This is a genomic window from Geobacter sp. AOG2, from assembly GCF_019972295.1.
Taxonomy (GTDB): Bacteria; Desulfobacterota; Desulfuromonadia; order Geobacterales; family Pseudopelobacteraceae; genus Oryzomonas.
The window spans coordinates 1,739,221-1,760,106 of record NZ_BLJA01000001.1 but is presented as its reverse complement, the minus strand read 5'-3'; the positions used below and the strand labels follow the sequence as shown (position 1 = coordinate 1,760,106).

Annotated in this window: 12 protein-coding genes; 4 read left to right on the top strand and 8 right to left on the bottom strand. The window is 57.3% G+C overall.

The features are described 5' to 3' along the window. The coding region (locus LDN12_RS07920) for a porin family protein (RefSeq protein WP_223922127.1) at window positions 1–1,100 on the top strand (1,100 nt) is incomplete at its 5' end. Between the two features lie 260 nt (window positions 1,101–1,360). Here LDN12_RS07920 and LDN12_RS07915 read toward each other — a convergent pair. The 4 genes from LDN12_RS07915 to LDN12_RS07900 form a co-directional block, all read right to left on the bottom strand. Next, on the bottom strand, window positions 1,361–2,797 hold the full coding sequence (locus tag LDN12_RS07915; RefSeq protein ID WP_223922126.1) for an efflux transporter outer membrane subunit: 1,437 nt from the start codon (window positions 2,795–2,797) through the stop codon (window positions 1,361–1,363). 107 nt (window positions 2,798–2,904) lie between these two features. Continuing rightward, window positions 2,905–6,009: a multidrug efflux RND transporter permease subunit gene (locus LDN12_RS07910; RefSeq protein WP_223922125.1), complete on the bottom strand. Its 3,105-nt coding sequence runs from the start codon at window positions 6,007–6,009 to the stop codon at window positions 2,905–2,907. After that, entirely contained in the window at window positions 6,006–9,122 is a 3,117-nt protein-coding gene (locus LDN12_RS07905; RefSeq protein ID WP_223922124.1) for an MdtB/MuxB family multidrug efflux RND transporter permease subunit, read from the bottom strand. The genes LDN12_RS07910 and LDN12_RS07905 overlap by 4 nt, the downstream gene beginning before the upstream one ends. Before the next feature lie 48 nt (window positions 9,123–9,170). Beyond that, window positions 9,171–10,457 carry an MdtA/MuxA family multidrug efflux RND transporter periplasmic adaptor subunit gene (locus LDN12_RS07900; RefSeq protein WP_223922123.1) on the bottom strand — a complete coding sequence of 429 codons (1,287 nt, stop codon included), beginning with the start codon at window positions 10,455–10,457 and terminating at the stop codon, window positions 9,171–9,173. An 821-nt stretch (window positions 10,458–11,278) separates the two neighbouring features. On the opposite strand from LDN12_RS07900, the gene LDN12_RS07895 reads away from it, so the two are divergent. Next, window positions 11,279–12,589 (top strand): hemolysin family protein, encoded by a 1,311-nt coding sequence (locus LDN12_RS07895; protein ID WP_223922122.1) that lies wholly within the window; start codon window positions 11,279–11,281, stop codon window positions 12,587–12,589. Beyond that, window positions 12,586–15,822, top strand: a complete 3,237-nt coding sequence (locus tag LDN12_RS07890; RefSeq protein ID WP_223922121.1) for a DUF3971 domain-containing protein — start codon at window positions 12,586–12,588, stop codon at window positions 15,820–15,822. Before LDN12_RS07895 ends, LDN12_RS07890 begins: the two co-directional genes overlap by 4 nt. Before the next feature lie 209 nt (window positions 15,823–16,031). On the opposite strand, the gene lpxC is transcribed toward LDN12_RS07890, so the two are convergent. After that, entirely contained in the window at window positions 16,032–16,859 is an 828-nt protein-coding gene (lpxC, locus tag LDN12_RS07885; RefSeq protein WP_223922120.1) for a UDP-3-O-acyl-N-acetylglucosamine deacetylase, read from the bottom strand. 106 nt (window positions 16,860–16,965) lie between these two features. Next, on the bottom strand, window positions 16,966–17,640 hold the full coding sequence (gene cysE / locus LDN12_RS07880) for a serine O-acetyltransferase (protein ID WP_223922119.1): 675 nt from the start codon (window positions 17,638–17,640) through the stop codon (window positions 16,966–16,968). A 226-nt stretch (window positions 17,641–17,866) separates the two neighbouring features. On the opposite strand from cysE, the gene LDN12_RS07875 reads away from it, so the two are divergent. Then, a complete protein-coding gene (locus tag LDN12_RS07875) occupies window positions 17,867–19,492 on the top strand; it encodes a fumarate hydratase (protein ID WP_223922118.1) in 1,626 nt (541 codons plus the stop codon). 147 nt (window positions 19,493–19,639) lie between these two features. Here the strand turns inward: LDN12_RS07875 and LDN12_RS07870 are convergent, their stop codons facing one another. Continuing rightward, window positions 19,640–20,173 (bottom strand): YbhB/YbcL family Raf kinase inhibitor-like protein, encoded by a 534-nt coding sequence (locus LDN12_RS07870; RefSeq protein WP_223922117.1) that lies wholly within the window; start codon window positions 20,171–20,173, stop codon window positions 19,640–19,642. A gap of 20 nt (window positions 20,174–20,193) precedes the next feature. Further along, window positions 20,194–20,682, bottom strand: coding sequence for an adenosine-specific kinase (locus LDN12_RS07865; protein WP_223922116.1), 489 nt, complete (start codon window positions 20,680–20,682; stop codon window positions 20,194–20,196). Window positions 20,683–20,886 lie beyond the last annotated feature (204 nt).

The window sequence follows — 20,886 nt, the reverse complement described above, 5'->3', positions numbered from 1 at the left end:
GGTGTTTCTTGAAAAGAGTGTATGCATTTGCGGCCATATCCTTCTTGGTACTGGTATTCTCCGGCACGGTGTTCGGGGCCGTATCGGAGGGGCAGTTCTCGATTTCTCCCATGATCGGAGGATATACCTACGATGGCGGCCAGCATCTCGAAACAGCCCCCATGTATTCCTTGAAGGGTGGCTACAATCTTACGGACAACATCGGGGTTGAAGCCGGGCTGGACTACTCGATCACCTCATCCAAGCTGGTGACGGACAAGAATGTCGCCATCTTCAAGTATGGAGTCGAAGGGTTGTACCACTTCATGCCGGACAAGCAACTCGTGCCGTTCGTGGCGTTCGGGCTTGGCGGTTACAACATGTCCGGCCCTTCGGCCCTTGTTTCGCGTAAAGTGATGGGTTTCGTCGACTACGGGGCCGGTGTAAAATACTTCCTGTACGACCGGCTGGCTTTGCGGGCGGATGTGCGCCACGTCGTGGCCAATGCCAGCGCGTTTGAGTATACCCTGGGCGTAACCATCCCTTTTGGAGGCGTCAAAGCCGTACCGCAACCGGTGGTCACATTTGCTGAAGTCAAAGCTGCCCTTGCAAAAATGCGCCAGGAACAGACTGAGACTTCACAAGCCGCCTCACGGGAAACACATGTCGAAGAAAAACCGGTTCAAAACAAGGTCCCCCTGGAACGTCCTATGCTCCCTACTGTCGTCGCACCAGAGCAAAACAGGACAAAAGAACTATCTTCATCGGAGAAGCTTGCCCAACTGAAAGAACAGTTTGCAAAAGAAGAGTTGGAGCGAATTACGACATTCAAGGCTGAATGGGAGAAGGGAAAAGAAGCCCGACTGGCTGCCGAAAAAGCCGCAAGAGCCCAAGAAACGCTTAATCAAGCCAAAATCTGGAACGAACGGAGTGCGAAAAAGGAGAGAAACTCTTCACTAGAGACAGCAAAACAAACGGAAAAACCGTTACCTGCCAAGTCCACGCGAAAAAGCAGACACAAACATGCCGCCAAAAAGAAACCATACATACCGAAAACGCCGCGACGAGCATCTTCCCACCGGCAGATATCAAGACACGCCTTGCCGAAACGAATACGGTAGCCTTAACGACAAATTTGATAATGACAGGCTTAAAAGGAACTCATGGACTGGCTGAAAAAACAGCCTAAGCGTCAAGAGCTATTCGACGGTGAAAAGATACCCTGTCAACTGCTCTTCCACTCAACCCTTGTCAATGAAATCAGCAAGTATCTCGGCGGCCCAGAAAACTGTGCCGGAACCTTCTTTACGTATGAACTCAACCGAAGCGATCTGCCCCCATGCCAACGGCCGCCAACTCCGTGGTCAATCTTTAAGGTTTACTAATCCGCTTTTTGCAGGTATGAAGCATCCCATCCGCCTCCCAGCGCCTTTATCAGCAGTACACCGGCAGTCATGCGGCTGCCGCGAATAGCAATGGCGGTCCGCTCGTTGGTAAGTTGGGCTGTCTGGGCGGTCAATACGGTCAAATAACTGGTGATTCCCGCCTTGTACTGGTTCTCGGCAACGATGACGGATTGCCGAGCCGCCTGCACCGCCTCGTCCTGCACCGTGGCTTCCTTTTCCAGGATACGCAACGCAGCCAGATTATCCTCCACCTCCTGAAAACCGGTCAACACAGTCTGGCGATAGGTTGCCACCTCGGCGTCGAAGGCGGCCCGCGCCTGTTCGGTCTGGGCGCTGCGCGCCCCGCCATCGAACAGGGTTTCCGAAACCGCGGGGCCTACCGACCAGAAGCGGCTCGGCCAACTGAACCAACGGGAAAAGCTCGTTGTTTCCAGGCCGCCCGATGCGCTCAACGTGATGGACGGGTACCAAGCGGCTTCAGCCACGCCGATCTGGGCATTGGCCGCCGCCATCCGCCGTTCCGCGGCGGCGATGTCGGGCCTTCGTTCGAGCAGCGTCGACGGCACTCCCAAGGGGATGGGAGGTGGAACCGCGGTAAGCGGGGCGGCAGGCAGGCTGAAATCCGAAGCCGGCTTGCCGATCAGGAGAGCAATGGCATGTTCGTACTGGGCGCGTTGCACGCCCAGGTCGATGGCCTGCGCCTGAGTGCTCTTGAGCTGGGTCTCGGCCTGGAGCACGTCCGACTTGGCCGCTACCCCGCCGGCGTAGCGGTTTCTGGTCAGTTCCAGGGTTTTCTGATAGTAGGATACCGAAGCATCCAGGAATTCTTTCTGGGAGTCCTGCATACGCAGTTCAAAATATGCCTCGGCAAGCTGAGCCTGGCTGCTCAGGCGGAGCGCCGCCAGATCGGCCGCACTGGCCTGGGCGCTCGCCCTGCTCGCCTCCACGCTGCGGCGTACGCGCCCCCAGATGTCGATCTCCCATGAGATATCGACCGGAAGCGTGTAGGAGGTGGTGGTCTTTGCAGATGTGCCGATGGTACCGGACTGATGGGTGCGTGCAACCGAGGCACCGGCCGAGACCGTTGGATAATAACCGGCCTTGGCTTCCTGGATCAAGGCGCTGGCCTGGCGAAAGGCGGCCTCGGCTGCAAGGATGTTTTGGTTCGAGAGGGCAACCTGTCCTTCCAACCTGTTCAACAGGGGATCGTTAAATATCCGCCACCACTCCCCCTTGATGGCTTCGTCTCCCGGCTGTGCCGGTTTCCAGCCGTTCACCTCCTTGTAGGATGCCGGCATGACCGGCACTGCTACAGGCCGAACGTAATTCGGGCCGACCGTGCAGCCCGTCAGAAGCATGAGTGCTCCCGCCAGGAAGCGGCAACGACGATAGCGTGATTGTCTGTCGATCATGGTATATCCTTTCCCAACTGGAACGTCATTGCTGTACAACATGCGAAAACGCCAGCACCCATTGGCCGTATCCCCACCAATAAGTGTTCGAGCCTCTTTTCGAACGGTTACATCTGAACTATTCTCTTCCGCCGCCCCCGCATCTTCGCCACCCACATTCTGAAACGGTCCATATAGAGATACACCACCGGGGTGGTATACAACGTCAACATCTGGCTGAAGATCAGGCCGCCAACGATGGATATCCCCAAGGGGCGGCGCAATTCCGAGCCAACCCCGTGCCCCAATGCCAGGGGAAGCGCTCCCAGAAGTGCGGCCATGGTGGTCATCATGATCGGCCGGAAGCGGAGCAGACAGGCCTCATAGATCGCCTCTTCAGGGCTTTTCCCCTCATTGCGCTCGGCCGCAATGGCAAAATCCACCATCATGATGCCGTTCTTCTTCACAATGCCGATCAACAGGATTACGCCGATGATGGCAATCAGACTCAAATCGGTACGGAAAAGCATCAGTGCTGCCACGGCACCCACCCCTGCCGACGGCAGTGTAGAGAGGATGGTGATGGGGTGAATATAGCTTTCGTACAACACCCCCAGCACGATGTAGACCGCCATCAGTGCCGCCAGTATCAATAATGGCTGGTTGTTGAGCGAATCCTTGAAGGCTTGGGCCGTACCCTGAAAGCTGCCGCGGATGGCGGCCGGCATCCCCATCTGCCGGGTGGTGGCTTCTATGGACTTGACCGCGTCCCCCAAGGCCACGCCGGGAGCCAGATTAAACGACAAGGTGATGGACGGAAACTGCCCTTGATGGTTCACCGCCAGGGCCGTGGCGGACGGTTCGTAGTGGGTGAATGCGGAGAGCGGTACCTGTTTGCCGCTGGTGGACGTCACATAGATGTCCCGTAGCGTATCGGGACGCTGCCAGAAAGCAGGATCGACCTCCATAACAACATGGTACTGGTTGAGCAGGGTATAGGAGATGGATACCTGGCGCTGGCCGAAGGCGTCGTAGAGGGTGTTGTCGATCATCTGGGGGGTTATGCCCAGACGGGCCGCCGTGGGACGATCTATCACCAGGTCTGCCTGTCTCCCCTTGTTTTGCAGATCGCTGCTCAGATCCACCACCTGGGGAACTGTGCGCAGTTTCTGGAGCACACGCTGGGACCAGGTGTTGAGTTCGTTCAGGTCGGTCCCCTGCAAGGTGTACTGGTACAGGGCGTTGCTTATCCTGCCGCCGACCCGCAGGTCCTGGACCGGTGCCAGAAAAGTGGGGGCGCCCGGTACACTCATCAGCTTGCCGCGTAACCTTTTGATAACGTCATTGGCAGTGGATGCGCGTTTCTCGAACGGCTTCAGAGCGATGAACATCCGACCGGTGTTGGTGGTCGAGCCTCCTCCCCCTCCTCCGCCGGTAAAACCGGTCACATACACCACATCAGGGTCGGATTTGACGATAGCCACGATCTGGGCCAGTTTCCGTTCCATGGCCTGGAAGGAGGTATCCTGAGCCGCCTGAATCCTTCCCAGAATGCGGCCGGTGTCCTGCTCGGGGAAGAACCCCTTGGGCACGAGAATAAACAGGAGCACATTCACCCCAACGGTGGCCAGCGTTATGAGGAGCATGAGGCGGGAGTGGCGTAACGCCCAGGCCAGGGTTAGTTCATAGCCCTTGTGAAGCCGGGTAAACATCCCCTCACTGGTCCGGTAAATGATGCCGTGTTCCCGTTTTCCTTCAGGCTTGAGCAACGTGGCGCACATCATGGGAGTTACAGTTAGTGACACCAGCAGAGAAACCATGATCGCTGCCGAGAGGGTTACGGCAAATTCCCGGAACAAACGCCCTACCATCCCCCCCATCAGCAGGATGGGGATGAATACAGCCACCAGGGAGACGCTCATGGAGAGGACCGTGAAGGCGATCTCCCTGGAGCCGGATAAGGCCGCCTGAAGCGGTGATTGCCCCTGTTCGCGGTAGCGAGTAATATTTTCCAGCACCACGATGGCGTCGTCCACCACGAATCCGGTGGCGATGGTCAGGGCCATAAGCGACAGATTGTCCAGGGAGTAGCCGAACAGGTACATCACCGCAAAGGTGCCGATGATCGATGTGGTCACGGCCACGGCGGGGATAAGCGTGGCGCGGACATTACGCAGAAACCAGAACACCACCAGGATGACCAGCAGCCCCGAAATAATGAGGGACCTCTCCACATCCCGCAGGGAACCGCGTATGGGTGGAGTGCGGTCAAGGACAACCGACAAATCGATGGCTCCCGGCAGGGACGCTCCAAGCTGCGGCAAAAGACTGCGCACATTGTCCACCGTCTCGATGATGTTGGCTCCCGGCTGGCGAAAGACAATCACCATGACCGCCGGTTTACCGTTGACCAGTCCGGTGGAACGCAAGTCTTCCACCGAATCGTCGACCGTGGCCACATCGGCCAGCCTGACCACTGCTCCGTTTCGAGAGGTCACCACCAACGGCAGATAATCCCGGGCTGTACGAAGCTGATCGTTGGTTCGGACCTCCCAGCTCCTGTTACCTGAGGATACCTCACCCTTGGGCCGGTTGACGTTGGTTGCAGCAAGTACGCCCCGCACACTTTCCGGACTGATGCCGTACTTGCTGAGAGCTAGAGGATTCAACTCCACCCTCACAGCCGGCAGCGAACTCCCTCCCACGAAGACTTGGCCAACCCCCTTAACCTGGGAGAGCTTCTGTTGCAGGATGGAGGAAGCCGCATCGTACATCTGCGGTTTGCTCATGGTATCTGAAGTGAGGGCCAGAATCAGGATCGGCGCATCGGAGGGATTTACCTTGCGGTAGCTGGGGTTGCTGGTCAGGTTGGAAGGGAGATCGCCCCGCGCCGCATTGATGGCTGCTTGCACGTCCCGCGCCGCACCGTCGATATCGCGGTTCAGGTCAAATTGCATGGTGATGTTGGTGCTGCCGCGATAGCTGGTAGAGGTCATCTCGGTAACCCCGGCGATGCGACCGAACTGTCGTTCCAGCGGAGCGGCCACCGAAGTGGACATGGTCTCGGGGTCGGCGCCGGGCAATGCTGCCGAAACCGAGATGGTCGGGAAATCCACTTGGGGCAGCGGCGATACCGGCAGGAGGCGGAAGGCAATCACCCCGGCCAGCACCAATCCAAAAGTAAGCAGTGTGGTGGCAACCGGACGCCTTATGAAGGGAGCTGAGACGTTCATGATGCTGTAAGGTCGGGGCTCTTGACCGCTTCATCCGTCACCCGGCGGTTCCCTCGTCTCCGTGCCAACCGGTCAAAGGCCAGGTAGATCACCGGCGTAGTATAGAGCGTCAGTATCTGGCTGAAGATCAGGCCGCCAACGATGGAAATCCCCAAGGGGCGGCGCAATTCCGAGCCAACCCCGTGCCCCAATGCCAGGGGAAGCGCCCCCAGGAGTGCGGCCATGGTGGTCATCATGATTGGCCGGAAGCGCAGGAGACAGGCCTGGTAGATGGCTTCGTCCGGGGACTTGCCTTCATTGCGTTCGGCATCCAGGGCAAAGTCCACCATCATGATGCCGTTTTTCTTGACGATACCGATCAGGAGGATGATACCGATGATGGCGATTACGCTCAGATCGGTACGACAGACCATAAGAGACAGGACCGCCCCTACCCCGGCCGACGGCAGAGTAGAGAGGATCGTAACCGGATGGATAAAGCTTTCGTATAACACGCCTAACACGATGTAGACCGTGATCAGGGCCGCCAGGATCAGCAGCGGTTCGTTGGAGAGAGAAGCCTTGAAGGCCTGGGCCGTCCCCTGGAAACTTCCCCGGATGCTAGCCGGCAGGCCGAGGCTTTTCGTGGCTTCTTCCACCGCTGTCACCGCCTCACCCAACGCCCTGCCGGGTGCCAGGTTGAAGGAGGTCGTGACAGCAGGAAACTGCCCCTGGCGATTGATCACCAGCGGCCCGGTCGATTCCGTGGCGCGTGTGATGGTGCTGAGCGGCACTTGTCCGCCATCGGTGCTACGCAGATAGATCGATTGCAAGCCGCTGGGACCTTGGCGAAAATCCGGCTTGACCCCGAGCACCACCCGGTACTGGTTCAGTTCGGTAAAGATGGTGGAGATTTGGCGCTGACCAAAGGAATCGTAAAGCACGTCGTCAATATTCTGGGGGGTGATGCCGAAGCGGGCGGCCGTGTTGCGGTCTATATCCAGGTTGACCCGCAGGCCCAGGTCCTGCTGATCGCTGCTGACGTCACGCAGCTCGGGCCGATTCTTCATGGCTTCGACGATCCGGGGAGCCAGGATCTTCAATTCATCGGTGTTCGGATCCTCCAGGGTGTACTGGAACTGGGTACGGCTGACCTTGGCGTCCACGGTGAGGTCCTGCACCGGCTGCATGAAGAGCGTGATGCCGCTGATCCTGGCCAATTCCGGCTGGAGCCGACGAATGACCTCACTGGCGCTGGCGTCCCGTTTTTCCAGCGGTTTCAGATTTATCAGAATTCGTCCGCTATTGAGAGTCGTGTTGACCCCGTCGATCCCGATGAACGACGACAGGCTTTCCACCGCCGGATCTTTGAGAATAGTTCGCGCCAACTCCTGCTGACGTTCGGCCATGGCACTGAAGGAGATTGACTGGGACGCCTCGGAAATGCCCTGAATGGCCCCGGTATCCTGAACCGGGAAAAACCCCTTAGGTACCATCACATACAGCACGACGGTCAACAACAAGGTCCCAACGGCCACCACCAGCGTTGCGGTCTGGTGGCGCAACACCCACTGCAGCGTCCTGCCGTATGCAGCTATAGTCCTGTCAAAAAAAAGTTGTGAAACGTGGTAGAATCTGCCTTGACGTTCTTCAGGCACATGTTTGAGCAGTCGGGAGCACATCATGGGCGTAAGCGTCAGGGAGACCACAGCCGAGATCAGGATGGTGACCCCCAGAGTGACGGCGAATTCTCGAAACAGACGCCCTACCACATCACCCATGAAGAGCAGCGGTATCAGGACGGCGATCAGCGAGACGGTCAGCGACAGGATGGTAAAACCGATCTGCTGGGAGCCCTTGAGGGCTGCCTGGAGTGGCGTTTCTCCCTTCTCCACGTAACGGGAGATGTTCTCGATCATAACAATGGCGTCGTCAACCACGAAACCGGTGGAGATAGTCAGGGCCATTAGGGAGAGATTGTTCAAACTAAAACCCAGGAGGTACATGACCCCGAAGGTACCCACCAGCGACAACGGCACGGCAACGCTGGGGATGGTGGTGGCCGCAAAGTTGCGCAGGAACAGGAAGATGACCAGCACGACCAGGGCAATGGCCAACAGCATTTCGTGCTGGACGTCTCGTACCGAGGCCCTAATGGTGGTGGTACGATCAGTCAGCACCGATACCTTGACTGAGGCCGGCAACGAGGTTTGAAGTTGGGGTAGCAGTCTTTTGATCCGGTCCACGACCTCAATCACGTTGGCTCCCGGCTGGCGCTGGATGTTGAGTATTACCGCAGGGCTATTGTTGATCCAGGCCGCCTGGTTGAGATTCTCGGCGTCGTCCACCACTTCGGCCACATCGGAGAGTCGAACCGGAGCACCGTTCTTGTAGGCCACCACCAGCGGCCGGAAGTCCTTACTGGAGTAAAGCTGGTCATTGGCGCCAATGATATAGGCCTGGCGAGGGCCATCGAAGCCCCCCTTGGCCTGGTTGACGTTGGCAGCGGCAATGGAGCTGCGAAGGTCTTCCATAGTCAGGCTGTAGGAGGCCAGGGCAGTGGGATTGGCATGGACCCGCACCGCCGGACGCTGGCCGCCGCTGATGCTGACCAGGCCGACGCCGGGCAGTTGGGATATCTTCTGGGCCAGACGGGTGTCCGCCAAGTCTTCAACCTTGGGCAGCGGCAGGGAATCGGACGTAAGCGCCAGGGTCATGATCGGCGCGTCGGCCGGATTGACCTTGCTGTAGACCGGCGGATTGGGTAAATCCTTGGGCAAGAAGGTAAAACCGGCGTTGATGGCTGCCTGTACCTCCTGTTCGGCCACGTCCAGGGAGAGCTCCAGGCTGAACTGGAGCGTGATGACCGACGAGCCGTTGGAGCTGGTGGAGGTCATCTGGGTCAGACCCGGCATCTGGCCAAACTGGCGCTCCAGCGGCGCGGTGATAGATGTCGCAACCACGTCCGGACTGGCGCCGGGATAAAAGGTGCGTACCTGTATGGTGGGGTAGTCTACCTGCGGCAACGCCGCTACCGGCAGTTGTTTGTAGGCAACGGCACCGGCCAGCAGGATGGCGACCATCAGCAATGTTGTCGCCACGGGACGCAATATGAAGAGACGAGAGATGTTCATGGGTGTCCTTGAGTGAAAAAAGTCCCCCTTTGTACAAGGGGGATCCTTTTATTTCTGTCCCTCTTCCCGATGTTCGCCCGGACTTTGCGGACTTCCGGGGACAGCCGCCCCTTTAGAACCACCAAGACTCCGCTGACGGCCAGCTTCCCGGACCTCCACCTTGCTGCCCTCCCTCAGGCGTTCAGCACCGTCCACCACCACCATCTCGCCCGCTTCGAGGCCGGAGGTGACGGCGATATCGTCGCCCTGGATGACGCCAACGGTAACTGGACGAATAGTAACGGTTTTATCTGCCTTTACCAAGTAGATGTAGGTTCCCTGGGATCCGCGCTGAATGGCCGAGGCCGGGATCACGACGCTATTGCGCCGGGTCTCAACCAGCAGGCGGGCATTGACGAATTGGTTCGGGAACAGGGTGTTGTCCTTGTTGGAAAAGACCGCCTTGAACTTGACCGTACCGGTGGTCGGATCAATCTGGTTGTCGATGGTCAGGAGCTTCCCTGTGGCAAGCTTATGTTTCTGCTCCCGGTCAAAGGCATCCACCGCAAGGCTTGCCCCTGATCTGAACTTGCCGAGCACTTGGGGAAGACTGTCCTCGGGGACGGGAAATATCACCGTGATTGGCTCGAGTTGAGTAATCACCACCAGACCATTGGTGTCGCTGGCATGGATAATGTTGCCGGCGTCAACCTGGCGCAGACCGACCCTGCCGCTGATGGGCGCCGTAATCCTGCTGTAGACCAGTTGCAGTTTGGCGCTGTCTATCTGCCCCTTGTCAACCTTGACGGTCCCTTCATACTGGCGCACCAGGGCATCCTGGGTGTCCAACTGCTGTTTAGAAATGGAGTCCTGTTGCCATAAAAGCTTATATCGTTGCAGGTCGAGACGCGCATTCCTCAATAGTTCCTGGTCGTGGATCATCTGGCCTTCGGCCTGGGTCAGTTGCACCTGGTACGGCCGCGGATCAATGATTGCCAGGAGATCACCACGATTGACGGTCTGTCCCTCCTTGAAGCGCACGTCCATAAGCTGCCCGTCTATACGGGACTTAACGGTGACCGTGTTGAGGGGGGTCACGTTGCCAAGACCTGTGATATAGACGCCCACATCCGCCTTTCGAGCAGCCTGCGCTGTTACTGGCGTGGCCTGAAGAGCAGCCTTTGCCGTCGTCTGTTTGGCGGCCTCGGTTGCTTTCCCCCCCAGATACAGATACACGCCAAAGGCCACGAGTACCGCCAACGGTATGATTAGTAGCCAGAGCCGAAATCGCGGGATCGAGGAAGTGCCTTTTGATGGTACGCTGTTTGTCTCTTCTTGATGGAATTGTATGGTCATTGTCGTACCGCCTGTGCTTCCGATTTCTTCAGGTGTTCATGATTGCCTATTGCGTGTTGTGTCACGGTTTCCTCCTGCCTTATGTGCTATCCGGAGACCAAATTAGGGGCTACGGCCCTATCTTCTGCCAGCCCCGTTAATAGTTTCCCTTTGCAGCATCTTGATAGAGAGTATAGACATTTAAATGAAAACATATACGCAGATTTGTCCCTGTTTTGTAGAGATTTGTAAAGTAGCGTGAAGTTAATGGGATTTTTATCCAACCCTTGGGATCATACAAGCTTCGGCTCAGTATCCCCTCAAAAAAAAGGAAGAACTCGCCCCGAGATCCTCCGGCCTCCAGGGCGCATATGGTCTGCGCCACTTCAAAGTCAACGACGACAGATACATACCCATGGGCGAATCCCCTTGTCAATAGAGATTACCGGGGGGTTCTCTCATCCAATCATGGATGGCTAAAATTTCCGAGCGCCAAGCCTGCGAGTGCAGCTTTTAACTCTGTACATTCTCAGGGCTTCAGGGAGCCATTAATCCTGTCAACCCCAGCCTCTGTACCTGGGCGCGGTTATAGTGAAGTAAATCAAGGAATCAGTCCCGATCTTTTTCATAAATCAGACGGAGAAGCCGTTCAAAGGTTACAGCGGCAACGGGAAAAAAGACAAAGCAACCGTAAACACTCTCAACGCCATGCAGCACCCCGGCAACGATCTGGATATTTTAGTTTATTTTCAATACATTACGTTATTGTAGCCAGTGTTTGCACATGTGACGGTTGACATTAGCCCTTTCAGGAGTGAGAATGTCGTTTTGATGGAGGTTACGTGGATACCGTACTCGTTGAAATACTGGTTATTGCAATCATGATCGTGCTGAACGGCTTTTTTGCCTGTTCGGAATTCGCCATCATATCCGTGCGCAAAAGTCGTGTCGCCCAACTGGTGGACGAAGGGGACAACCGGGCGAGCCTCATCGAAGTGCTCCAGCAAGACCCTCACCGATTGCTGGCGCTGGTGCAGGTCGGTGTAACCCTGACCGGCGCCACGGCCTCGACCATGGGCGGCATTATAGCCGTGGATTATCTCCGCCCCTGGTTCCAAAACCTCGGCATCGGCTTCCTGGCCCAGACAGCCGAACCGGTGGCGGTGACAGGTATGGTGGTTATCATCTCCTACCTGTTGCTCATCCTAGGTGAGTTGGTACCTAAGGCAATCGGGTTGCAATACGCCGATGCCATCGCCCTGCGGGTCGCCCGGCCCATCAGCGTGCTGGCCCGGGTTGGCTCAGTCCTGGTCACCCTTCTCACCGTTTCCAGTAAGGCGGTGATGCGAATTTTACACATTTCCGCCAACCGGGAACCCTTCATCTCCCGTGAAGAGGTACAGCACATCGTGGCCGAGGGACACGAGAGCGGCGTTTTCAGTGAGACTGAACACGAATACATCCGGAATGTCTTCGAGTTCACCCACACCTGCGTCCGCGAGGTGATGGTCCCGCGTACGCGCATGGTGGCCCTCGACCTTTCTACGCCGCCGGAACAGGTCGTCGCCACGCTGATGGAGAACATGTACTCCCGCTATCCGGTTTACCGCGGCAGTATTGAGGAGATTGCCGGAGTGGTGCACGGAAAGGATATCCTGGGACGGCTGGTGGCGGGCAAACAGCTCGATCTGGCGGCCATCATGCTGCCGCCGGTCTTTGTGCCTGAAGGCAAGAAGGTTAACGAGCTTCTTAAAGAGATGCAGCGCAACCGTAACCAGATGGTGCTGGTAGTGGACGAGTACGGCGGCCTGAGTGGCCTGGTCACCACAGAGGACCTGATAGAGGAGTTGGTGGGAGAAATTGAGGATGAACACGACGTTGGGGAACAACCCACCATCATGCGCATGGAGGACGGCAGTCTGATGGTGGACGGCCTGCTTTCAGTATTCGATCTGGCCGAGGCCCTTGAAATCAAGCTGGACGAGGAACTCCCCTTTGAAACCGTGGCCGGCATGATTCTTCAGGAGTTGGGCCGTTTCCCGCTTAAGGGTGAGACCGTCGAATGGCACGGCTACCGGTTCCTTTGTGATGAGGTGACGCAGACCGCCGTCCTCAAGGTTCACGTCACCGCCCTGACCCCCGAACCGGCATGATGAAACGCTCCTACATCAAACTTTCCGGCATCCTGCTCTTGATCGTCGGTACCCTCGTAGTCAGCCTGGCCTTTTTTCTGCCATACCTGCTGGATATCAACGCCTACCGTGACGAGATCCTCGACTCCCTGCAAAAATCCCTCAACCGCAAGGTCGCATTCTCCCGCGGTGCGTTCAAATGGCACTTTGGCCCTTCCTTTGACTTCGAAGGCGTCACGGTTAAGGAACCGGACAACAGCACTGATTTCCTCAAGGCCGACCGCATAACGGTGAAGTTGGCCCTGCTGCCCCTGCTGGACAAACGTGTGGTGTTGCGCGACGTAGCCCTGGATGGCGCGGACATCCGCCTGGTACGGAACAAAGACGGGAAGCTGAACATCGACGATCTGCTGGCGCCGGGCAAAGAAGGCATGCAGATTCAGTTCCGCAAGGTGCAACTCAAGCGCAGTACGATCAAGTGGCACGACATGGCCGTGGGCAAAGAGGGGCTCCCGGAGGTTGCCGCCACCAATATTGCCCTGACCCTGGATCACCTTGCACGCGGCCGCAAGGGGAGCGTCAAGCTCGTCTGTGACATGCCTGCCCTATCGGGGGCTCCCGCCAAGATTACTCTGAACGGCACGGTCAGGCTTCCCGAAAAAGGCCAATCCCTGCTGGATATGGAAGTGAACGGCGACGCAGACGTCAAACAAGCCGAGATCGGCCGTTTCTGGCCTTACTTTGGCAACCACATACCTTTCGCCAATCCGGGCGGCCGCCTGGACGTCGCCACCAGCTTTAAGGGCAAACCCCGTGAATTTGCCGCTAAAGGCAAGATCCGCGTCAACAACACTGCCGTGATCTGGCCGACTATATTTCACGCCACCGTAGCTCCCCGCTTCCTTCTGGCGGAGTACGACCTGAAACTCAACGCCAAGCTGCTGGATATCAAAACCATCGACCTGAGCACCGATGGCTTCAGGATCAAGGGAAGCGTCCAACTATACGACTATGCGAGTAAAGATCCGCGCATCGTCGCCAAGGCGGCCACTCCGGGCACCTTCCGCTACGAGGATGTTAGGGGCTACGTTCCCTACGGAATCATCCCGACCGATACCAGTGACTATATCGAGAACAAGATCAAGTCCGGGATTTTCAAGCTGGATACCGGTGTGCTGGACGGACGAATCAGCCAGATCGCTCACATGGAACGGGGCGACAATTACAACACCCTTCTGATCCGGGGACCGGTTGAAAAGGCTGTCCTCAGTTACGGCCCCAAGGCGCCGACGTTCAACAACATAAAGGGCACTATCGAGTTGAAGGGGAAGAATTTCAACCTGATCGGCATGACCGGTTCCTTCGGCTCGTCACCATTCAAGTTGCAGGGCTCGATCACGGAATACAACACCGACAAACAAGGTAACTACCCGGTCCGCATGGAAATCACTCCCCGCGCCCCCGAGATAGCATGGCTGGCCAGAATCATCGGAGCAAACAAGCTCGATTTCAACGGCAACTCCAACCTTGTCCTGACCGGCAGCGGCCACTATTCAGCCTACCGGCTGGACGGCGAGTGGGATCTCAAACAGGCGAACTATACCTTTCCCGGTGCTATCCGTAAACCGGCGGGTATGGCAAACCACTTGGCCTTTAGTTCGACCCTCCCACCGGGCGAGGTCAAGCTGACCAGCCTGGCCTACACCCTGCCGCCCCTCAGCGTCTCCGCAAATGCCCTGTTGAGATACGCCAATAAACCGTATCTCGGTTTCGATGTGCAGACTAACTCGTTTTTGTTAAGCGATGCACTCCCCATCATGCCCATGTGGCAGCAGTACCACCCGCGGGGGAGGGTCCAGGCCCACATCCGCGGCAGCGGGAACCCCGAAGACTTTTCGGCCATGGATTATTCCGGCAGTATTGCCCTGAACGCATTTTCCTTTCTGCCCAACCCAAAACTGAAACCGGTCAGCGGCATCAACAGCACGATCACCTTCCAAGGCAACAGCCTGGAGACCTCCAGCATGAATGCCCGTTACGGCGACTCGCTCCTCCACCTGCGCGGCCGGGTCAAAAGCATGAAGAATGCCGAGGCCGAGATTACCTTGTCATCACCCCAGTTCTTTCTGCGCGACCTCAACCTCTCACCGGCCAAAGCAGCCAATACGAGCATCCGCCGCCTGCATGCCGTTTTGGCCATCGGGGACGGCAAATATGCCATCAACCGTCTGTCCGGGCTCTTTAATGCGTCCAATTTCAGCGTCAGCGGCGATTACATCACAGGGGCTGCCCCAACAGCCAATCTGGCGTTCAGTTCATCCTATCTCGACCTTGACGACCTGTTCCAACTCGCCAAACTCTCCGAACAGGGGGGCGAAGAAAAACAAACTCCATCACCCTTGAATCTGAATCTCAAACTGAATGCCGATGCGGGAAAATACGAAAAAGTTCCCTACTCAAGACTAAGTGCGTCCCTGCACCAGGAAAACGGCATTCTCTATGTTCAGGGGTTGGAAGCCGGGCTGTTTAACGGCAAGGTTACCGCAAAGGGACGTATTGCGCCGGGAACCGGCCAGGATCGGCGCTATGACATTAACTTCGGCATCGAGCGGGTCAATGCGGAGCCCCTTTTGCAGGCGTTGAACGTGAGCAAGGAGGTAACCGGAACCTTAAAACTGTCCGGCGACCTGACCGCCCGGGGGGCAACCCTTGCGGACCTCAAGAAAACAGCACTCGGCAACGTAAAACTGAAACTGGAAAAGGGCACCCTGCGCAAGTTCAACGTGCTCTCCAAAATGTTCTCGATCCTCAACGTGTCCCAACTGCTCAAATTCCAGCTCCCTGACATGGTGTCGGGCGGTATGCCCTATAACGACATTCACGGCAGCTTCGCCTTCAGCGACGGCAGCGTTGCAACGCAAAATCTTTTCATCAACAGCAATGCCATGAATATCTCGGTCATCGGCACGGCGGACATGGTAAATGAGGACCTCAATTTCACCATCGGTGTCCAACCGCTCCAAACCGTGGACAAGATCGTCAACCGTATCCCGGTGGTGGGCTGGCTGCTGACCGGCAAAGGAAAATCGGTAGTAACTGCCTATTTCGAGGCCAAGGGCAAATGGTCCGACCCGCAGGTGAGCGCTATTCCGGTCAAGTCCATGGCCAAAGGAGCCCTGAATATCTTCAAGCGCGTCTTTGAGCTGCCGGTGAAGTTGTTTACGGATACGGGAGAGGTCATACTGGGGCAATAGAAGATCCACTGCGGCGCTGATCTGCGGTGTTGCTACCTGCTCGAAGACTCAACGTACCGAGGGCTGCATCTCGCCTTCTTGCTCGCCACAGCCTCCTCACTACGATTTTATCGACCTGCAAGGCGCAGCCCTTCTGTCCCCTCGGGTCAAAAAAGGGCAGAAGGACGCGTAAGATTCGCTCCTGTCAGGACTTGCAGTGACGTGGTAGATTAGTAGATGGCGTAATTGGCAGGGTCTGAAAAGATCTCTTTCAGCAGCAGGTTGTTGAGGTGATGACCGGTCTTGTTGGCCTCCACTTTGCCGAGGATGCGGTAGCCGCTGGTATACAGGTCGCCGATCAGATCCAGGATTTTGTGGTTCACCAGCTCCTTTTTGTACCGCAGGCCGTGGGGGTTGACGATGCTGTCCTCCCCGATTGCCACGGCATTGTCCAGGGTCGCACCTTTTGCCAATCCCGCTTTGCGGATTGCTTCAAGCTCTTCGATGAAGCCGAAGGTGCGGGAGTTGATGATCGAGAAAGCATTCTCTACGTCCGTGACCCGTTTTTTCTGTTTTCCCACCGGTGACCGGAACTCGATGGACATGGTGATTTCCAGGGTATTGAGCGGCTTGACCCGCAGGAATGCGTCGTTGCGGCTGACCTCCACCGGGCGGAGCACCTTCAGATAGACGCCGTTTTCCGGGAACTCGTAGACACCTGCCTTCCACATACCCTGATAAAACTCCCAAGCCGAGCCGTCCATGATAGGCACTTCGGGTCCGTCAATATAAACCAGGCAGTTGGTGATGCCGGAGAAATAAAAGGCCGCCATCAGGTGTTCGATGGTGGAAACCGATGCGCCCTCCTTGGCGATCAGTGTCGAGAGGCGCGTGTCGGCCACCATGTCGTAGCGGGCCGGAATCATCTGGCCGTTGATGACAAAGGCTATGCCAAACTCGCGACGGGGAAGGAACTCCAGGTTGACCGGTTGGCCGGTATGAAGGCCTATCCCGGTAATCTTGAAAATACGGTTGATGGTTGTCTGACGTTTGATCATTGCTTGACTTTCTTGGGTTTATTGCACAACGGCACGTACGATCCCTCCTCGCTGGGGAAAGCTACTCTGCCTCTCTCCAGCAGACTGAGGCGCGGGAAGGCGGGGGTCAGCCGCTAATCTTCTTCTTCAACGCCTCATGTTCCTCTGCCAGGGCGGCGTACTTTCTCTCCAGTTCGCGAATTTGATCGAACAGACAGGAGATGGCCGTGGCCTCCGGGTCGGGCAATTGGCCGTGCTGCAGGTCGGGGCGGGCTTCTTCCTTCTTTTCCTGGGCCATGACCACCCGGCCGGGGATGCCGACCACCGTGGCGTTTTCCGGGACCTCCTTGACCACCACCGAGTTGGAACCGATCTTGGCCCCCTTGCCCACGGTGAACGGTCCCAGCACCTTGGCCCCCGAACCGATCACTACATTGTCGCCCAAAGTCGGATGGCGCTTCACCTTGTCCCAGGTTACCCCGCCCAAGGTCACGCCGTGGTACAGGGTCACGTTATCTCCGATCTCGGCCGTTTCGCCGATCACCACTCCCATGCCGTGGTCGATAAAAAACTTGCGGCCGATCTTGGCGCCGGGGTGGATCTCGATGCCGGTCAGAAAACGGCCGGCGTGGGAGGTAAGACGCCCCAGAAAGAAAAACTCGCGGACCCAGAACCAGTGGGCAATACGATATATCCAGAGGGCATGCAGGCCGGGATAGCAGAAGATGATCTCCATGACATTGCGGGCGGCCGGGTCGCGCTCAAAGACGGAATTTATATCCTCGCGGAGGTTCTTGAACATGGTAAAAACTCCCATGCAAACAGTGGAAAATAATAGTATAGGATTAGCATAGCCCCACTAAATCTGTCAATTTTTATCACCGGTTGCAACCCAAACTTAGCTCTCGACAAAGGGCGAGCTTTTCACTAAGATGCGCTCATTGTTTCTTGTATACAACACACATTCCAGATGTGCCCAAACATATAACCAAAGCCGCATTTCCCGGCAACGAAAGGAGAATCAGCGCATGTCCACCAAACCGTTCGTCTATCAGGAACCCTTCCCGCTTGCCAAGGATGAAACCACGTACCGCAAGATCGAGGGAAGCGAAAAGTACGTCGAGTTGGCCGAGTTTGCCGGCAAGCAGGTCATCAGGGTTTGCCCTGAGGCACTCACCATCCTGGCCAATGAGGCCATGCGGGATGTTTCATTCCTGCTGCGCCCAGCCCACAACGAGCAGGTGGCCAAGATCCTCTCCGACCCCGAAGCCTCCCAGAACGACAAAGGTGTTGCCATGGCGTTTCTTCGCAACGCCGAAATCTCGGCCCAGTTCGAGCTTCCGGTCTGCCAGGACACCGGTACCGCGACGGTCGTCGCCAAAAAAGGCCAGCAGGTCTGGACCGGCGTCAAGGACGAGGAATGGCTGTCCAAGGGGGTCTATAAGACCTACACCGAAGAGAACCTGCGCTACTCCCAGACCGTGGCCCTGGATATGTACAAAGAAGTCAACACCGGCACAAACCTGCCGGCCCAGATCGACATCATGGCCACCGACGGCGACTACTACAAGTTCCTGTTCATGGCCAAGGGGGGCGGCTCGGCCAACAAGACCATGCTGTTCCAGGAGACCAAGGCTCTACTCACCCCGGGCAAGCTGGAAAAATTCCTGGTCGAAAAGATGAAATACCTGGGCACCGCCGCCTGTCCCCCCTACCACATCGCCTTCGTCATCGGCGGCACCAGCGCCGACGCCTGCATGAAGGCCGTCAAACTGGCCACCGCCAAAGACCTGGACGGCCTCCCCACCCAAGGCAACGAGCACGGCCAAGCCTTTCGCGATCTGGAGCTGGAGGCAAAACTCCTTGAAGCAGCCCAGAAACTGGGCATCGGCGCCCAGTTCGGCGGCAAATACTTTGCCCACGACGTGCGTGTCGTCCGTCTGCCGCGTCACGGGGCATCCTGTCCGGTCGGCATGGCGGTCTCCTGCTCGGCAGACCGCAACATCAAGGCCAAGATCACCAAGGACGGCCTCTTCGTGGAGGAGATGGACCGGAACCCCGGCCGCCTGATTCCCGAACAATACCGCGGCAAGCACGGCCACGGCGTCAAGATCGATCTGAACAAACCCATGAAGGAAATCCTGGCCGAACTGACCAAGCATCCGGTCTCTACCCCGCTCCTGCTGAGCGGTACTATCGTGGTGGGCCGCGACATCGCCCACGCGAAGTTCAAAGAGATCATGGATAGCGGCAAGCCCCTGCCCGAATATCTGCTGAAGCACCCCATCTACTACGCAGGCCCGGCCAAGACCCCGGCAGGCAAGGCCTCCGGTTCCTTCGGCCCCACCACTGCCGGTCGCATGGACTCCTATGTGGACGAGCTCCAGTCCAAGGGCGGCTCGCTGATCATGATTGCCAAGGGGAACCGCAGCCAGCAGGTCACCGACGCCTGCAAGAAATACGGCGGGTTCTATCTCGGCTCCATCGGCGGCCCGGCCGCAGTCCTGGCCGAGGAAAACATCAAGAAGGTCGAGTGCATCGATTTCCCGGAACTGGGAATGGAAGCGGTCTGGAAGATAGAGGTGGAGGACTTCCCGGCATTCATCCTGGTGGACGACAAGGGGAACGACTTCTTCAAACAGCTCGGTTTGTAGAAATTATTGCGCCGGCAGCGCGAATGGCCACGGGAAACCGTGGCCATTCGGCGTTTGCGACAGTGCTGTTTTGCGCTATCAAAACCCTGTGATCGGAAGGCCCCCTCTTCCTGCCTGGTTGCCTTTACGAGCTTTGTCTAAGCTCCCTCACCGCCTCTTATACGTCCCCATCAGTTCCCCCTTACCCAAAATATGCCCCTGCATGGCCCGTTCCAGATCGCCCTTGGTGGTGGAGTTGCCGAGGTGCAGCGTGATATCCAGCGCATAAACCCTGAAAAAATAGCGGTGCGTTCCGGACGGCGGACAGGGGCCGCCGTAGCCGGTGCGGTGCCAATCGTTTTTCCCCTGGACGGCCTGGGGCGGCAGACTGTTCTCGGGGATCTCCCACGTCCGGGGCGGGATGTTCCACACTACCCAGTGAACCCAGTCCCCCATGGGCGCATCCGGGTCGTCCATGATTAGCGCCAAACTCTGGGCTGTAGACGGCACCTTGGCGATGATAAGGGATGGGCTGGTGTCGTTCCCGTCGCAGGTGTGGCGGGCCGGTATGGCGCCTCCTTGGCTAAAGCCCGGACTCGTAATGGTCAATGTCTCCATCCTGCGTATCTCCTTCCCTTCAGCGGCTGCATACAGAAGCACCCAAAAAACTGCCGGCAGCAGCGCCATCGTCAAACGCTTCATCCCGCTACGCCGCCCTACCCTCACAGCTTGTAACCGATGGTGCGCAACAGATTACGGCGTTCCTGACGCTCTTCGTCCGATTCCACCCCTTTGGGGGCAAAACCGTCGATCACTCCCAGGATGCCCCACCCTTGGAGGGTTGATGCGACGATAACCTGGAGCGGATTTGCCGTGGCACAGTAAATCTGGCAGACCTCCGGGCAGTTCTTCACCTGGTTAAGGATATTAATGGGATAGGCGTCCCTCAGCAGGATGCAGAAGACATGACCGGCGCCTATGGCCTTGAGGACGGTCACGCATGCCCTGATCAGCCCGTCGTCGTTCCCCTCGGACCGGATCAGACAAGGGCCGGACGCCTCGGTGAAGGCAATGCCGAAGCTAGCCTGGGGTACCGTGGTGGCGACAACCTCGTACAGATCTTCGGCGGTTTTGATGAAATGGGTCTGACCGAGAATGATGTTGCATCCTTCGGGGTAATCGATCTTGACGTCATGAATCTCCAGTTGCATACGCCCTCCTCTTCTGTGCCCTATCCCGCCGGGCGGTTCGATACCGGTCCGTTGTCTCTCCCGTTATGAAGGTGCCCTTCGGGCGCTTGGATGAATTTTACCACGGTTTGCATGAATTTCCCGGAGAGCCGTCGCAACCTTTGGGAAGGACAACGACTGCCATTCTGTGGTAATATCTCATTCCCCGATTAACAACAAGGAGTA

Coding starts and splice junctions, on each gene's coding strand:
- LDN12_RS07915 (WP_223922126.1), bottom strand. CDS start 2,797: ATGATCGACAGACAATCACGCTATCGTCGTTGCCGCTTCCTGGCGGGA.
- LDN12_RS07910 (WP_223922125.1), bottom strand. CDS start 6,009: ATGAACGTCTCAGCTCCCTTCATAAGGCGTCCGGTTGCCACCACACTG.
- LDN12_RS07905 (WP_223922124.1), bottom strand. CDS start 9,122: ATGAACATCTCTCGTCTCTTCATATTGCGTCCCGTGGCGACAACATTG.
- LDN12_RS07900 (WP_223922123.1), bottom strand. CDS start 10,457: ATGACCATACAATTCCATCAAGAAGAGACAAACAGCGTACCATCAAAA.
- LDN12_RS07890 (WP_223922121.1), top strand. CDS start 12,586: ATGATGAAACGCTCCTACATCAAACTTTCCGGCATCCTGCTCTTGATC.
- lpxC (WP_223922120.1), bottom strand. CDS start 16,859: ATGATCAAACGTCAGACAACCATCAACCGTATTTTCAAGATTACCGGG.
- cysE (WP_223922119.1), bottom strand. CDS start 17,640: ATGTTCAAGAACCTCCGCGAGGATATAAATTCCGTCTTTGAGCGCGAC.
- LDN12_RS07875 (WP_223922118.1), top strand. CDS start 17,867: ATGTCCACCAAACCGTTCGTCTATCAGGAACCCTTCCCGCTTGCCAAG.
- LDN12_RS07870 (WP_223922117.1), bottom strand. CDS start 20,173: ATGAAGCGTTTGACGATGGCGCTGCTGCCGGCAGTTTTTTGGGTGCTT.
- LDN12_RS07865 (WP_223922116.1), bottom strand. CDS start 20,682: ATGCAACTGGAGATTCATGACGTCAAGATCGATTACCCCGAAGGATGC.